Below are 13,578 nucleotides of genomic sequence, written 5' to 3'. Positions count from 1 at the left end.
CTGCTTTCGGGTGCGAAAGCGACTCAGCAAGGGAAGAACATCATGTCACTCAGAGTACACGTCGACGTTGTCAGTGCGGAGGAGTTGATTTTTTCCGGCCAGACCGACTTCGCGGTATTTCCAGGCGAGTCCGGCGAACTCGGCATCTATCCGCGTCACACGCCGTTGCTGACGCGCATCAAGCCGGGCACCGTGCGCCTCAAGATTCCGGATCGCGAGGAATACGAACTGGTCTATGTGTCCGGCGGGATGCTCGAAGTGCAGCCGGCGCTGATTACCGTATTGGCCGACACCGCGGTGCGTGCCGCTGACCTCGATGAGGCCAAGGCGGTCGAAGCCAAGCGCCATGCCGAGGAACTGTTGCAGAATCATACCTCGGACGTTGGTCTGGCCGCAGCGGAAGCTGAACTGGCGCAGGCAGTTGCCCAGTTGGCGGCGATCAAGAGACTGCGGCCGCGCTGAAGCAGAGTTCATGCTGGCGCCGACATTCGCAAGGCAAAAAAAAAGCAGCTCAGGCTGCTTTTTTTTTTGGGGGGCGGGCTTAATTTCTGGGGCTCAACTCAGGGAGGTACGCCCGGGCTCGCGGCAACGCAGTTCGATCCGTCCAAGCCTCTTCTCGATGCGCGCGAAATCGTCGCGAAGCGCGTCGACCTCTGTACAGAAAGCTTCAAGCTCGCGGCGCGGGGCAATGGCTTTCTCTTCTTCGGTCAGGTACTCCGCCAGGCCAAATGCGAGATTCCTCGCGCCTCGAACCTGCCATTGCGCCAGTCCTCTTGCCAGCCGCACGGCTCTCCGGGCGACGATGTCGCCTAGCAGTTCTGACAAATCCTGCTCGACATCCCAACGCAGGTTCCGGAAAACGAAAGCGAGCGTCTCTGCCAGATCCACCGAGCCTGAAATGGTCACCGATGAAAACAGTGACGGGCGATCGGTCAGCGCCCTCAGCGGCGCGTCATCGGGCAGCCGAATGCTGACCGCCACGGGTGCCGACGTTTCGGCTACGGCCAACAAGCCGGACTCCAGTATCGTGAACTGCAGGAGCATGTTGGCGAATTGGACTCGCGCCGTCAGCCCGGCAAAGCGGGCCAGACGCGCACGCGCCCAGTCTTCACCCGTCAAAATGTGATTGAGGACCGCAAGCGGCGGCTTGCTCCACATGCTCTTCAGGAAACTTGCTGGATACCGGCAACCACCCAACCGCCAGATCCGTCGACCGGTTTGGACAGGTTCCACACTTCGTCAAACGCTACGGCTGCTGTATCGGCCTCCTCGCGAATCATGCCGTTCATACGCACGCTGGCTATATGGCGGGTTCCCTCGGTAACTAGCTCGAGCAGCTCGGCATCGACTGTCACCACGTCTGTCTGCTGGTTCGCCTCGTGCCGTTCACCCATCTGCAGCTTGATCTCGGCAAAAACTTCGGGGCTGACAAACTCGCGGATATCCTCCATATTTCCAGCGTCATTGGCCGCTTGCAGGCGAACGAAATTCAGCTTGGCGACGCGTAGAAAACCGGCCACGTCGAAATCCGCCGGAATCTTCGTTGGTGCTTGCGCCGACAGCTTCTCGGCAGCGCCGAAACTCGGCCCCGGCTGGCCGCCGCCAGCGAGTTCCTGGCGCGCGTCAAAGCGCTGCGCGGGCGCGGGCACTTCCGTTGTAGCGCCTGCGCCTGCGTAGCCCAATGGTCTCTGGCCAGCACCTGCCGCCGACGCAGCCTTGCGACGAAACAGCAGCTTGAAGACGAAAAAACGCCGCCATCGCCAGTAGCGCGATCATCAGCAAGTTGGCCATTCCTTCACCCAAACCAAAATGCGACAAGAGTGCCGCTATGCCCAAGCCGGCAGCGAGTCCAGCCAAGGGGCCCATCCAATTGCGCTTGGGTGCAGCGGCGGCGGGTGACGCTGCATTCGTCGGAGCTGGAGCGGCCTTCTGAGGCGTGGCCTGGCGCTGCATGCCCATCGAGCTGCCGCCTCCGAAGCGACGTGCCTCGGCGTCCTCGACCATCAGGCCGAAACTACAGGCGCACACAGCCAAAGCTAGAAACAATTTCTTCACGATTCTCTCCTCATCAGAACTTGAAACCACGATGCAGGGCAACAACGCCCAGCGCCAAATTGAAGTATTCGACACGTTCGAGCCCTGCCTGTTCCATCAAGCCTTTCAGGCCCTCCTGGTCAGGATGGACTCGAATCGATTCCGCAAGATAGCGGTAGCTCGCCTCGTCCCGAGTGATCAGCTGGCCGAGGCGTGGGATGACCTTAAACGAGTAGAAGTCATAGGCTGGCGCCAGCGGCTTCCAGACCTGCGAGAACTCCAGCACCAGCAGGCGACCGCCCGGTCGCAGGACGCGGCGCATTTCGCCCAGCGCGAGACCCTTGTGCGTCATATTGCGTAGGCCAAAGGCAACCGTCACGCAGTCGAAGTAGTCGTCGGGATACGGCAAGCTCTCGGCATCGCATTGAGTGACGCGGACCAGGGCGCCGCGATCATACAGACGGTCGCGGCCGCGCGTGAGCATGGCGTTGTTGATATCGGTCAGCCAGACCTCTCCGCTACCGCGCAGTTTTTTGGCGAAAGCCAGGGCCAAGTCGCCGGTGCCCCCGGCCACGTCGAGCACCCGGAAGTTTTCGCGGACGCCACTCTTGGCGATGGCAAAGGCTTTCCACAGGCGATGCAAGCCCCCCGACATGACATCATTCATCAGGTCGTACCGTTGTGCCACCGAGTCGAAAACATCCGCAACGCGCTGCGCCTTCTCGCCTTCGGCGACTTCCTCAAAGCCGAAATGGGTCGTGCTTCTATCGTCCATCGTTCCAACTCAAAGAAATAAGCTCACATGGATTAACGCTTGCCGCAGCTGCCCGTCGGGGCCTTGGCGGGCAGCGCAGGCGCTTGCCCCGGCTCCCGGCTGGCGCCAGCCGTCGCCAAGCGGGCCAGATAGTGCGCCCAGAGTTCTTCCTTTTGGCTGCCGAGTTGGTAGAGCACGTCCCAGGAATAGAGGCCACTGTCGTGACCGTCTGAGAAAATGGGTCGGATGGCGTAGTTGCCGACCGCCTCGATGCGCTCGATCCCGACTTCACGCTTGCCCACTTGCAGGACTTCCTGGCCCGGGCCGTGGCCACGCGCCTCGGCGGATGGGGTAAACACGCGCAGGAACTCGTAGCTGAGCTCGAAACGCTCGTCGTCGGGAAAAACAAGCTCCAGGATGCGGGACTTCTGATGCAGTTTGATTTCGGTCGGAATCTTCGTGGTCTCGTCCAAGCCAGCCATGGATGCCTCTACACACAGTCGGGCCAGCCATGATAGCGCAAAACTGCCGCAGGGAAGCGCTTGGCAGCAAGCCTTGCCGGCGCGGCGGCAGTGCGGCGAAGGACCCTTGTGCGCAGCAAGTTCCATGGCGACCCGGGGTGGGCGCCCCGGCAGCGTTCAGGTGACTGAAAAGCTCACTTGGTCAAAATCCTCGCCGGAGGTGATAACGCGGTCCAACTTCACTCGCCAAACGCCATCGAGGTGGATTTCCAGCTGCCGCCCGGAGTAGAACCACCCTCGTGGAATGACCAGGCTTTGCTCGGCAGCGATGGCGGCAACCGCCGGCAAAATGAAGGCGCGGCGATAAAGTTCGGCGTGTCCCGCCTCGCGCGCCAGCGGCCGTGCGGCCACTGCCTGGGGTTTGCCAGGAAGCGCAGAAATGCCGGCCATCAGGCCACCGTCTTGCTCCTGCATCAACCACACCACCCGTGCCAGCAAATGCGAGCCGCCGTCCTGTGGGCAAATCGACAGCAACTGATCGGGTGCCAAGCGGCGTCCAGCGGTCGAGCGTAGCAAACGGAAACCATTGGCACTCTCGTCAAGTAGCTCCCAATCGTCGGCCGCAAAGCCCAGCTGGGTCTTGCGAACTTCCAGCCGCTGCGTCGGGTCCAGCCCGTGACGGAAGGTGAACAGGCTGTCGAACTCCTCGCGAGAATAATGGTGCGCACTTTCGGGTTGGCTGAACTCTGTCCCCGAGATGGCATAGTGCACGCCGGCAAAGCCGGTGCACACCTTCGCCGTTCCTGAGCTCAGGTGGCGGCGGAAATGGCGCGCCGCGCGCAGGAAGGACCACGGCCTGGCCAGGTCCTTAAGCAGCTGCAGGCACTGGCTGGCGGTGCTGTCCTCCCCGAGACCGAGCTGTGACGGTGCAATCTTCTCCTGCAGTTGCTTCATGGTCTGCTTGACCTGCAGCGCCAGACGAGTGCTGTCGATACGACGGATGTTTTCTGGTTGCCGGCACTCACTGGTGGGCCGCAGGCCGGCATCCTTCATCAGGTCCACGGCCGTGGCTGGAAGGGTTTCCCCGGGCAGCACCGGATGGACGGTCAGCAGTGGCGCCCAGTTGCCCGCCCAGCGTCGAACCACGCCGAGTTGCCGCACACTGAGACTGTACGGGCCGGCAAGCTCGGTTAGTAGCTGAGTGGCGAATGCGGCGGTGCAGTGTGTGCTGCGCCCCAGCGGGTCCAGGGAGTCTGGCACCGCCAGCGTCGCCACCCCCCCATTCCTCGGCACTGGCATAGAAGCCGTGCAGGTTCAACCATATCCCATGCGGCAGTTGCCGACGGGCGCGATGATGTTCGGTGATCGCCATCCCGGTGTAGTAGATGCAGCGATGCAGGATCAGTGCCAGCCGGTCGGCCTCGTTCTCGCCGTCGTCAGCGGCCTGCAACTGCGCGCAATGCGCGTAGGCGTGCGAGGCCTTGAGCCAGGTCGCGACCACCTGCCGAAAAGCGGCTTCCTCCAGGTCGTTCAGTGGCAAGGCCTTGCCGGTGTACTCGCGGGCCAGCTGTTCCTCGATGAAACACAGGGAAATCCGGGTCTGTTCGAGGAGTTGCAGGTAGACGTCGGCCGGTGGCGGTGCCTGCAGCATGCTATCCAGGAAGTTGTTGATCTCCAACTGAGCTTGATGTGAGTTGGCCAAAGGCAGGCGCGAGAGAATTCTGAAACCCGTTTGGAGGTCCGAAATTTTCATGGTGGCTCTGGTTGTGGTGAGAACTGCGCTCATGATGTTGCCTCTTTGCTGACTGCAAGCTGCGATCTAAGTGGTACGTAGGGCGGCGATGATCTGGTCGCCCAGCTGCCGGGCATTGACCTGCTGGCGCTGCGTGGCAGCTCTCGCCCGCTGTGTTGGCGCCCAGATGGGCTGTGGGAAATGCCGGTCGTCCTGCCAACGAGGAATCAGGTGCCAATGCACGTGTGGCGTCATATTGCCCAGGCTCGCCAGATTGACCTTGTCCGGCTGGTAAAGGCGGCGCATTGCGCTTTCGACGGCAAAAACCACCGTCATTAGCTGCATTCTTTCCTTGTGCGGCAGGTCGGTCATCTCGCGGAGATGGCGGTTCAGGATCACCCGGCAGAAACCTGGATAGTCCGCGTCTGCGACCATCACCACGCGACAGATACCGTTCTCCCAGATTATTTCCCCACCTGGTGAGTCGCATAGCTCGCATTTCTCCAGACCGCCTTCACTCACTTCCTGCCTCCTTGTTGACCGGTTGGCGCCAATGCGCCCCGTTGACCGAGACGATAGGCTTGTACGGTAGAACGCGAGAGGAAATAGGTCACGGAGCGCGAGACAAAGTCTCGGGAAACGCAGTTCGCTTCCGACAGCAGGAACGGGAGAATCGGCGCAGGAGGCCTACATCCCGGACGGTGGGCCACGCTCACCGCTGGCGTGAAGTGCGGCAAGTGACCGTGGGCAAGCCGGGGTAGCGTTGGTGCTACCGGCTTATCGTGCACCTCGCATCAGCGACTGACGAAACTCGCTTCTCGCCTCGCCGGGAGAAGCTTACAAACGTTCGACGCGCACCTTGGTGACGGTGCGCGCATCGGCTTCGATGACCGTGTAGCGATGGCCTCGCTCTTCGACACTGTCCCCGACCAGGGGAATGTGGCGCAGACGGCTGATCAGGAAACCGGCGAGGGTGTGCGCTTCGCCAACAGGCAGATTCAGCCGTAGCGAGTCGTTGAGTTCCGAGATCGGGGCTCGGCCGCCGACCAGATGTCGATCGTCGTTCTCCGACTCGATGACGACCCGTGGTGGCTTCATGTTGTCGAAGTCGTAGCCCGAGTCGACCGTTCCGACGACCTCTTCGAAAATGTCTTCCATGGTCAGGATGCCGACCGCCGAGCCGAACTCGTCCACGATGATCGCCATGTGGTCGTTGCGCCCCCGCAGCATGGGCAGGACCTGATCGATGGTCTGCTTCGGAGAGAGGTAGAGCGCCGGGCGAATGAAGTCACCCGTTGGACGCTTGTCAATGTCCGGCAGCAACAGGTCCCAGGTAGTCAGGGTCATCACGCCGGTGACGTTGGTGATGTTGCCGCGAAAGACGGGCAGACGATTGAAGCCGTGCTCCCAGACTCGACTGACCGCTTCGTCCATGCCGCGCCGCTCGCTGAAGCCAATGACTTCGGCCAGCGGCGTCATCACTTCACCGACCGTGGTGTCGGCGAAGCGAAAAATGCGCCGAATGCGCTGCTTATTGGTGGCTCCACCGCCGTCGGCGGGCGTTTCCGAGAGATCGAGCAAAACGCGCAACTCGTCCTTGGTGATAAAGCCAATTTGCCCAGATGATGCTCCGCCGAAAAGGCGCGCCGCAAAACGTGCGACGCGGCTGAAGACGAAGATCACCGGATAGAACACGAACGAGAAGAAGCGCAGCCCGTAAATGATCTTGGTGACGATCCAGTCGGACTTTTGCTGGCAGATACTCTTCGGAACGATCTCGCCAAAAATCAGCAGGAAGGGCGTGAACACCAGCACCGAGACCAGGTCACCGGACTCTCCCAGCAGGTCGATGAACATCAGTGTGCCCATGGTGGTGATGGTCACCGTGGCAATGTTGGTCCCGACCAGTGTCGTTCCGAGCATGACATCGGGTGTCCGAAACAGCTCCAGCACCAGCTTCGCTCCCGGGTCACCCAGGCGTGCCTGATGGCGAAGATGGATCTTGTCGGCATTGACCATTGCTAGCTCGGAACCCGAGAAAAACCCCTTCAGCAATAGAAAAAACAGGATGATCAGCAGTTGAAAGACTACGTCCATCGAAACCCCGTCCATTCTTCTTCTCCTCGCCTAGTTTGTCGCGGCCGTGGTTTGATCTACCGGCTTGTCGTTCTCCGCTGGCTGATCGTCAGCGGTCTCGGAATCCTCGTCTCTGGCTTCTCGCAACAACTCGTCCTCGTATTCGTCCAGCGACTCCTGTTCCTGATCGGCTGGTGATTCGTTCGACGTTGCATCGGCGAGGCTTTCCATGTCCAGCGGTTCTGCCGGAGCAGAGCTGCCATCTTCCTCCTGCGTACGTCCAAACGAGACGCGCACTTTGGTGATGCGCATGCCGCTCACTTCCTTCACCGTGAGCTCATAGTCGGCACTGAATATCTTCTCGCCGACCCGCGGCAGGCGGCCAAAAAAGTACCAGTGCAACGCCACCGATGGTGTTCATCAGCGGGTCGTCGATGTCAAAGTTGGTGAGCGTGCGGAAATCGGCGAGGCGCATGTAGCCCGGGACGGTAAAGCTGTTGTTGCCTTCCTGCTGGTAATGCTCCTGTCCTCTCATCTTCCCGGAAATCTCGCCAAAGATGAAAGTCATTACGTCCTTGATGGTAACGATACCCAGGACCTCGCCGTACTCGCCAATGACCACCGCGGCGCGGGTGTTGAAGCGCTGGAAATATTCCAGCATCTCGTCGACTTTCTTGGTGGGTGGGACAAAATGCGCGGGCTTCAGAATCTCGGGCAGTTCGATCTTCGCGATATCGCCATCGACACGCACCCGGCGCAGCAGATCTTCGGCGTGCAGGAAACCGATCACGTTGTCCCAGTGGCCCCGGTAGACGGGAACGCGCGGATGGCGATAGCCACGGAAGCGCTCGATCAATTCCGCAATCGGCAGATCGGCGTCGAGAAAGCGGATGCGCGGTCCCGGCGTCATGATTCGCGCCACGTCGGTTTCCGCGGACTCGAGGACCTTGTCGATGAGCACTCGCTCAGAGGCTTCGATGACCCCGGTTTCCTCGCTGTCGGCCATCAGGGTGCGTAACTCGTCGGGCTTGAGGATGTTCTCGCGATCGACGTGTTCGCCGACGACGAAGGTGGTGACGCGGTCGGCAACCAGCCGTACCACGTCACGCAAGGGGGTGACAATGAAGATCCACTTGGGCAGGAAACGCGCTGACAGCTTGGTGGCGAACTTTACCGGCGCATTGACGGCGATGGTTTTCGGCGTCACCTCGCCGAAGAGCAGTAGCAGCGGCACCATGACGACGATGTTGATCCAGCCGGCATCCTTCTCGCCAAACACTGTGACCAGGATCATGGTCATGTTGGCGGCTGCCGCAATGTTGACCAACTCATTGCCGCAGAGCAGCGAGACGATCAGTCGCCGCGGCTCGTCGAGCATCGCATGGATGCTTTCGGAATGCGGGCTGCGCGAATTGCGCAATTTCTGCAGATCAATGCGACTAAGCGAGAAAAGTGCGGTCTCGGAGCCGGAGAAAAAACGCCGAAAAGGAGAACAGAATGCACTGAATCAGAATTCGAATGGTCAGTTCCCAATCGATTTCCGACAGATTGATCAAGTCGACGGTTTCCCTCAACCAGTCCATGAAATGCCCCCGTCCCAGGATTTGTTGGCCAGCATAGATCGCCATTTGGCGAGCCGGATCGCAGTGCACTACCCTTCGACCGACCGACTGGCAGCCGAGACGATGCGGGGAACGCGCAAGCCGCAAGGATAGGCGCAATACGGTGTTGAAACAAGCCTTTTCCCGGGAAAACACCGCTTGTTCCGAGCTTTAGCGTCGTTTGGCGCGCCGCCGCCAGCAGTTTGCCAGCGTGTGACTGCACGCCGTCTCGTCGGCAGCGCCCCGCCGCCAAGCGTGCGCATTTGGCGGGAAAAAAAACGCACAAAAAACACGATATGTGGCAACAACCTATAGTATTCTTGCGTCTGCTTGGCCGCAGAGCGCCTACAAAAAGCATTCTCAGTGAAGCCTTCAGTTATTTATCAGTCGGGCGCTCGCCCGTGACCTATTGCCCCAGGAGCGGCTGTCGAGGGGGCGGCGGCGGGGGCCGAAAGCTCGTGACGAGATGTCGGCTTGCTCGGCTTTCTCGGTCTGAATTTCATTCGGCGACTGACTGCGCAAGTCAGTTTCCACCAGAAGAGGACTTTTTGCCGCATGACTGACAAGAAACACGATTCACACCCGCAGGACTCCGCCCAGGGGCCGATTCTCGTGCCTGTCGATTTCTCCCCGCATTCCGAGGCTGCGCTGCTGCTGGCCAGCGATTTTGCTGCTGGCCTGGGGGCCAGGCTCGTGGTTCTGCATGTGGTCCACGATCCACAGAACATGCCCGGCTACTACGCGCGCATGGCCAGCAAAAAGACGCTGACCAGAATCGCCGATATCGCTGCCGAGATGCTCGATGAGTTCATGGCCAAAGTGCAGAAGAGGCACCCCGAGCGGAAAGCACTGCACAGCGCAGAAATCCTGCTGGTGACAGGTATTCCGGTGACGCGCATTCTCCAGGTCGTAGAGAAGGAGAAGGCCCGGATGATCGTCATGGGCAGCAAAGGCGCGACGGGCCTGCGGCACCTGCTGCTGGGATCCGTGGCCGAGCAGGTTCTTGGCCTTGCCAAGCTGCCGGTGACCATCGTCAAAGAACAAGCAAAACACTGAGTCGTAACGACCGGAGGAGACTTAAGCTATGCTCGACGCTTATCTGAAACAATCCCAGACAACTACCGGGGCGACGGTTGCGCTAGGCATCGTCGGCGCGCTGCTCGGCGTCATCGCCTGGCCGGCGCTGGCCGCGACGGCGAGCGATGCCGGCATGAACTGGGGCGGCATGACCATGGAGCTGCTCGGCGGCCTGGCGCTCTTCCTCTACGGCATGACGCAGATGGAAACAGGGCTGAAAGCGGTGGCCGGCGAGCGCATGAAGAGCATCCTCGCCAAGCTGACCGTCAATCGGTTCGCGGGCGTTGGAACCGGCGCCGTGGTTACGGCGGTGATCCAGTCGTCGTCGGTGACCACCGTACTCCTGGTCGGCTTCATTTCGGCAGGGCTGATGTCGTTGCCACAGTCGGTCGGAGTGATCATCGGTGCCAAGATCGGCACCACGATTACCGGACAGATTGTCGCCTTCAAGATCACCAAGGCGGCGTTGGCGATGGTCGCCATCGGCTTTGGCATGCTCTTTGTCTCCAAGAACGAGAAGATCAAGGCCTATGGCGGCATGCTCATGGGCCTCGGCCTGGTGTTCTTCGGCATGCACGTGATGGGTGAGGCAATGCACCCGCTGCGCAGCTACCAGCCCTTCCTCGACTTGATGCAGACGATGACCAACCCGCTTCTCGCGGTGCTCGTCTCGGCTATCTTTACCGGGATCATCCAGTCCTCTTCGGCAACCACGGCGATTATCATCGTCATGGCGTCGCAGGGCTTTATCAGCCTGGATGCCGGTGTCCCGCTGGTCATGGGTGCCAACATCGGCACCTGCGTGACGGCAATGCTGGCCGCCATCGGCAAGCCGCGGGAAGCCGTGCGCTGCGCCATCGTGCATACCGGTCTCGCGACTACCGGCGTCCTGATGTGGCTGCCGTTTGTCTCCGTTATCAGGGACGTGGCCGTCGCCATGTCGCCGGTCTATCCGGGGCTCAGCGGCATAGAGCTGCTCGCAGCGGAGACACCGCGCCAGATCGCCAACGCACACACCTTCTTCAACGTCGCCAATGGCTGCATCTTCATCTGGTTCACCACCTATATCGCACGCGCGGCGGAGTGGCTGGTGCCTGACAAGCCGCTCGAGGAGGAGGCGATGATCGTACGCACCAAGTTCCTGCAGGAGGAGCTGCTGACCACGCCGACGCTGGCCCTGGACAGCGTGCGCATGGAAGTCATGCACATGGGCGAAACCGTCAACGCGATGTTGAAGGGGATCATGCCGGCGATCATCAAGGGCGATATCAAGGCGCTCGAGGAAATACGCCAGATGGACGACACGGTCGATATCCTGCACGCTGGCATCCTCGACTACCTGGCCAAGATCAGCCGGCAGCCGCTGCTTGAAGAACAGACCAAGGAGCTGATGCAACTGATGGAAGCGGTGAGCAACCTGGAGAACATCGGCGATATCGTCGAAACCAACCTGGTAGCGCTGGGGCATGACCGCATCAAGGACAAGATCCAGGTCAGCGAACAGACCCAGGGAGTGCTCAATGGCTTCCAGGCGGCCATCAGCAAGGCCGTTGCGGCGGCGGTGATGGCGGTTGCGCAGAGCAACGAGCGCTCCGCACAGATAGTCACCGGGATGAAGGACGAGATCAACCGAATCGCCGACTCCGCCGCCACTCACGAGGCTCGCCGGCTGGTGGCGGAGGAGCCCAATCGCATCCTGGCCTACACGCTGGAAGTGGAGATCATCGAGAAACAGAAGCGTATCTACTACTTCGCCAAGCGCATGGCCAAGACCGTGTTGCCGACGGTTCTGCAGCAACGCAACTAGTGCTCGTTGCTCGCAAAGCCCTTGCCCGTTTGTTGGGCAAGGGCTTTTTTTTTGTCCTCTGCTTACGCGTGCCGGCGAGCACTCATGAAACCGTGTCGGCCGGCCGCGGTAGAATGGCGCGATGCTGGTTCTTGGAATCGAATCCTCTTGCGACGAAACGGGTATGGCGCTGTACAGCACCTCTGCTGGCGGCGCCCTGCTCGCGCACGCCCTGCACTCGCAGGTACCCATGCACCAGGCCTACGGCGGCGTGGTGCCAGAACTCGCCTCGCGCGATCATATCCGGCGCGTCGTACCCTTGCTGCGCCAGGTTCTTGCCGACAGCGGCCGCTCGCTGACCGACATCGACGCCGTTGCCTACACTCAGGGACCGGGTCTGGCGGGCGCCTTGCTGGTCGGTGCGGCCTTTGCCGAAGCGCTGGCGACGGCGCTCGAGCGGCCAAGCGTGCCGGTCCACCATCTCGAGGGCCATCTGTTGTCGCCACTACTGTCGCGCAGGCCGCCGCGTTTTCCCTTTGTCGCTTTGCTGGTTTCGGGCGGCCACAGCCAATTGATGCGCGTTACCGCTGTCGGCGAGTACGAGTTGCTGGGAGAAACCCTCGACGACGCGGCTGGCGAGGCCTTCGACAAGACCGCCAAGCTGCTCGGCCTGGCTTACCCGGGGGGGCCGGCGCTGGCCGAGCTGGCCGAACGGGGTCGCCCGGATGTGGTGAAGTTGCCGCGCCCGATGCTCAAGTCCGCTGATCTGAATTTCAGCTTCAGCGGCTTGAAGACCGCGGTGCTGACCAAGGTCCGCGAGCTGGCGACGATCAGCGAGCAGCAGCGGGCGGATATTGCGCGTGGTTTCCAGGATGCGATCGTCGAAGTGCTGGTCAGCAAGGCGCTGCGCGCGGTGGCCTTGAGCGGTCTCAAGCAATTGGTTGTCGCCGGCGGCGTCGGCGCCAACCGTGAACTGCGCCGCCAGCTCGACGCGCGCGCCGGGAAGGCCGGAATCGCGGTCTTTTACCCAGAACTCGAATTCTGTACCGACAACGGCGCGATGATCGCCCTGGCCGGTGCCTTGCGTTTGCAGAGCGCCAATTCCGACATGGCCGGAAAAGTGGCCGGCGCTTTTGCCGTGCGGCCACGCTGGCCGCTGCATGGCGTTTAGCGCCTAACGCGGGCTCTTTGATCGCGTTGGTTTCACTGGCTTCGCTGCTTTCACTGACGTGGTGTCGCTGGCCGGCGTTTGCGTCCTGCCGCCAATTTTCGGCTCGTTGCCAGCCATCAGGCGCTGCAGGTTCGGCCAGTGCTTGCCGATCAGCGTCATCGAAATGATGCCGATGGCCAGGACGATGCCATCCTTGCCCCAAGCGAGAATGGCGAAAACGGGTGCTGCCGCAGCCGCCATCAGCGCCGCCAGTGACGAGTAGCGCGAGATCAAGGCGATGAACAGCCAGGTGCCCAGCGTCGCCAGGCCCAGCCAGAGGTTGATCGCCAGCAGGACGCCGGCTGCCGTGGCAACGCCCTTGCCGCCCTTGAAGCGGAGGAAAACGGGGTACAGGTGACCAAAAAAAACCGCCAGCGCGACCACTCCAAGGGTGTAGTCGGGCAGACCATACTGCGCCGCATAGTGGCTGGCAAGAAAGACTGCCAGCCAGCCCTTGCCGGCATCGCCGATCAGGGTGAATATCGCCGCACCCTTGTGGCCACTGCGCAGGACGTTCGTCGCACCGGGGTTCTTCGAGCCATAGCTGCGCGGGTCGGCGAGGCCGAACAGGCGACTGGCGACCAGTGCGAAGGAGATCGACCCCAGCAGATAGGCAGCCAGGACGGCAAGGGCGGTAAGCAGGGAGGGCGGCATAGGGGTAAAGTGGGTCGTCGGACGGTCGGTGGCGGCTTGGCTGCTCGCTTGCTCAGATGGTCGGCGTGGCTCTGGGTTAGAATGCGCACACTCCTCGTCGCGCGGCAGACTGCGCGACCAGCCCGGGATTCTACACCGACCTGACGCCACGCCGCATGGACATCATTTTCATTGACGCGCTTCGCGCTTCCAC

At 61.3% G+C, this 13,578-nt stretch carries 15 protein-coding genes and 1 pseudogene; 4 read left to right on the top strand and 12 right to left on the bottom strand.

The genetic code is table 11. From position 1 onward, the window contains the following. Nucleotides 1–42: 42 nt before the first annotated feature. Entirely contained in the window at nt 43–462 is a 420-nt protein-coding gene (locus tag E4Q23_RS01470) for a F0F1 ATP synthase subunit epsilon (protein WP_169064992.1), read from the top strand. 93 nt (nt 463–555) lie between these two features. Here E4Q23_RS01470 and E4Q23_RS01465 read toward each other — a convergent pair whose 3' ends face one another. The 11 genes and pseudogenes from E4Q23_RS01465 to E4Q23_RS23435 form a co-directional block, all read right to left on the bottom strand. Next, complete coding sequence (locus E4Q23_RS01465; RefSeq protein WP_169064991.1) at nt 556–1,158, bottom strand: ubiquinone biosynthesis accessory factor UbiJ; 603 nt, start codon at nt 1,156–1,158, stop codon at nt 556–558. A gap of 5 nt (nt 1,159–1,163) precedes the next feature. Further along, on the bottom strand, nt 1,164–1,649 hold the full coding sequence (locus E4Q23_RS25055) for a Tim44 domain-containing protein (protein WP_423753289.1): 486 nt from the start codon (nt 1,647–1,649) through the stop codon (nt 1,164–1,166). Between the two features lie 419 nt (nt 1,650–2,068). Beyond that, entirely contained in the window at nt 2,069–2,809 is a 741-nt protein-coding gene (gene ubiE, locus E4Q23_RS01455) for a bifunctional demethylmenaquinone methyltransferase/2-methoxy-6-polyprenyl-1,4-benzoquinol methylase UbiE (protein ID WP_169064990.1), read from the bottom strand. A 32-nt stretch (nt 2,810–2,841) separates the two neighbouring features. Then, entirely contained in the window at nt 2,842–3,270 is a 429-nt protein-coding gene (locus E4Q23_RS01450; protein ID WP_169064989.1) for a gamma-butyrobetaine hydroxylase-like domain-containing protein, read from the bottom strand. 156 nt (nt 3,271–3,426) lie between these two features. Then, nucleotides 3,427–4,311: a hypothetical protein gene (locus tag E4Q23_RS01445; RefSeq protein ID WP_169064988.1), complete on the bottom strand. Its 885-nt coding sequence runs from the start codon at nt 4,309–4,311 to the stop codon at nt 3,427–3,429. Further along, complete coding sequence (locus E4Q23_RS01440) at nt 4,271–5,002, bottom strand: hypothetical protein (RefSeq protein ID WP_169064987.1); 732 nt, start codon at nt 5,000–5,002, stop codon at nt 4,271–4,273. Before E4Q23_RS01440 ends, E4Q23_RS01445 begins: the two co-directional genes overlap by 41 nt. Nucleotides 5,003–5,068: 66 nt before the next feature. Beyond that, complete coding sequence (locus E4Q23_RS01435) at nt 5,069–5,503, bottom strand: HIT family protein (protein WP_291998261.1); 435 nt, start codon at nt 5,501–5,503, stop codon at nt 5,069–5,071. 315 nt (nt 5,504–5,818) lie between these two features. Then, on the bottom strand, nt 5,819–7,093 hold the full coding sequence (locus E4Q23_RS01430) for a hemolysin family protein (RefSeq protein ID WP_169064986.1): 1,275 nt from the start codon (nt 7,091–7,093) through the stop codon (nt 5,819–5,821). A 15-nt stretch (nt 7,094–7,108) separates the two neighbouring features. After that, nucleotides 7,109–7,369: a hypothetical protein gene (locus E4Q23_RS01425; RefSeq protein WP_248595179.1), complete on the bottom strand. Its 261-nt coding sequence runs from the start codon at nt 7,367–7,369 to the stop codon at nt 7,109–7,111. Nucleotides 7,370–7,394: 25 nt separating this feature from the next. Then, on the bottom strand, nt 7,395–7,967 hold the full coding sequence (locus E4Q23_RS24465) for a CBS domain-containing protein (protein WP_272873621.1): 573 nt from the start codon (nt 7,965–7,967) through the stop codon (nt 7,395–7,397). A 66-nt stretch (nt 7,968–8,033) separates the two neighbouring features. After that, nucleotides 8,034–8,543: pseudogene (locus E4Q23_RS23435) on the bottom strand (DUF21 domain-containing protein); the annotation flags it as partial. Between the two features lie 670 nt (nt 8,544–9,213). Between E4Q23_RS23435 and E4Q23_RS01415 the strand changes: the two are divergent. The 3 genes from E4Q23_RS01415 (at nt 9,214) to tsaD (ending at nt 12,692) form a co-directional block, all read left to right on the top strand. Beyond that, nucleotides 9,214–9,714, top strand: a complete 501-nt coding sequence (locus E4Q23_RS01415) for a universal stress protein (protein ID WP_169064983.1) — start codon at nt 9,214–9,216, stop codon at nt 9,712–9,714. A 28-nt stretch (nt 9,715–9,742) separates the two neighbouring features. Next, nucleotides 9,743–11,542, top strand: a complete 1,800-nt coding sequence (locus E4Q23_RS01410) for a Na/Pi cotransporter family protein (protein WP_169064982.1) — start codon at nt 9,743–9,745, stop codon at nt 11,540–11,542. Between the two features lie 121 nt (nt 11,543–11,663). Further along, complete coding sequence (tsaD, locus tag E4Q23_RS01405) at nt 11,664–12,692, top strand: tRNA (adenosine(37)-N6)-threonylcarbamoyltransferase complex transferase subunit TsaD (protein ID WP_169064981.1); 1,029 nt, start codon at nt 11,664–11,666, stop codon at nt 12,690–12,692. Between the two features lie 3 nt (nt 12,693–12,695). Here tsaD and plsY read toward each other — a convergent pair whose 3' ends face one another. Beyond that, on the bottom strand, nt 12,696–13,385 hold the full coding sequence (plsY, locus tag E4Q23_RS01400) for a glycerol-3-phosphate 1-O-acyltransferase PlsY (RefSeq protein WP_169064980.1): 690 nt from the start codon (nt 13,383–13,385) through the stop codon (nt 12,696–12,698). Nucleotides 13,386–13,578: the final 193 nt, after the last annotated feature.

The organism is Candidatus Accumulibacter phosphatis, from assembly GCF_012939955.1.
GTDB lineage: Bacteria > Pseudomonadota > Gammaproteobacteria > Burkholderiales > Rhodocyclaceae > Accumulibacter > Accumulibacter delftensis.
This window is presented reverse-complemented; position numbering and strand designations above follow the sequence as displayed.